2 protein-coding genes are annotated in these 743 nt (G+C 72.7%); both read right to left on the reverse strand.

Annotated features, from left to right (window positions below):
• Positions 1-300, reverse strand: a 300-nt coding sequence (locus IE321_RS41580; protein WP_308439762.1) for a CoA-transferase, incomplete at its 3' end; no start/stop codon positions are given.
• The coding region (locus IE321_RS41585) for a CoA transferase subunit A (protein ID WP_190226794.1) at positions 300-743 on the reverse strand (444 nt) is incomplete at its 5' end. The genes IE321_RS41585 and IE321_RS41580, both read right to left, overlap by 1 nt.

Below are 743 nucleotides of genomic sequence, written 5' to 3' on the forward strand. Positions count from 1 at the left end.
GGCGGTGTCGATGTGTCCGCCGCGGATCATCCCGAACGACAGGGCGGAGTCGAAGAACGACGCCCCGGGCAGGACGGTGACGGTTTCCTTGCCGGCGTTGATGAGGTCGGGGTCGACCTCGTGCTCCTGGGGGTAGGGACCGGTGCCGAGGATGCCGTTCTCCGAGTGCAGCACCACGTGCACGCCGGCCGGCACGTACGCCGGGATGAGGGTCGGCAGTCCGATGCCGAGGTTCACGTACGAGCCGTCGGCGAGTTCGGCCGCGGCGCGGGCGGCCATCTGGTTGCGGTTCCAGGACATCAGGCGCGCACCGTCCTCTTCTCGATCTGCTTGTCGGCCGCCTGGGCAGGCGTGAGCGGCACGACGCGCTGGACGAAGACCCCGGGCAGATGGACCTGATCGGGGTCGAGGGCACCGGGTTCGACGAGTTCCTCGACCTCGGCGACGGTGACCCGTCCGGCCATGGCGGCCAGCGGGTTGAAGTGGGCGGTGGCGCGGCGGAAGACGAGGTTGCCGTGCCGGTCGCCCCGCCAGGCCCGGACGAGAGCGAAGTCGGTGGTGATGCCGTGCTCCAGAACGTGGGGGCGGCCGTCGTAGAGGCGGGTCTCCTTGGCGGGGGAGGGGAGGGCGACGGCGCCGTCGGGGGCGTAGCGCCAGGGCAGGCCGCCGTCGGCGACCTGGGTGCCGACGCCGGCCGGGGTGTAGAAGGCGGGGATGCCCGCGCCGCCGGCCCGCAGCCGCTC

This window comes from Streptomyces hydrogenans (assembly GCF_014656075.1).
Classification (GTDB): Bacteria; Actinomycetota; Actinomycetes; order Streptomycetales; family Streptomycetaceae; genus Streptomyces; species Streptomyces hydrogenans.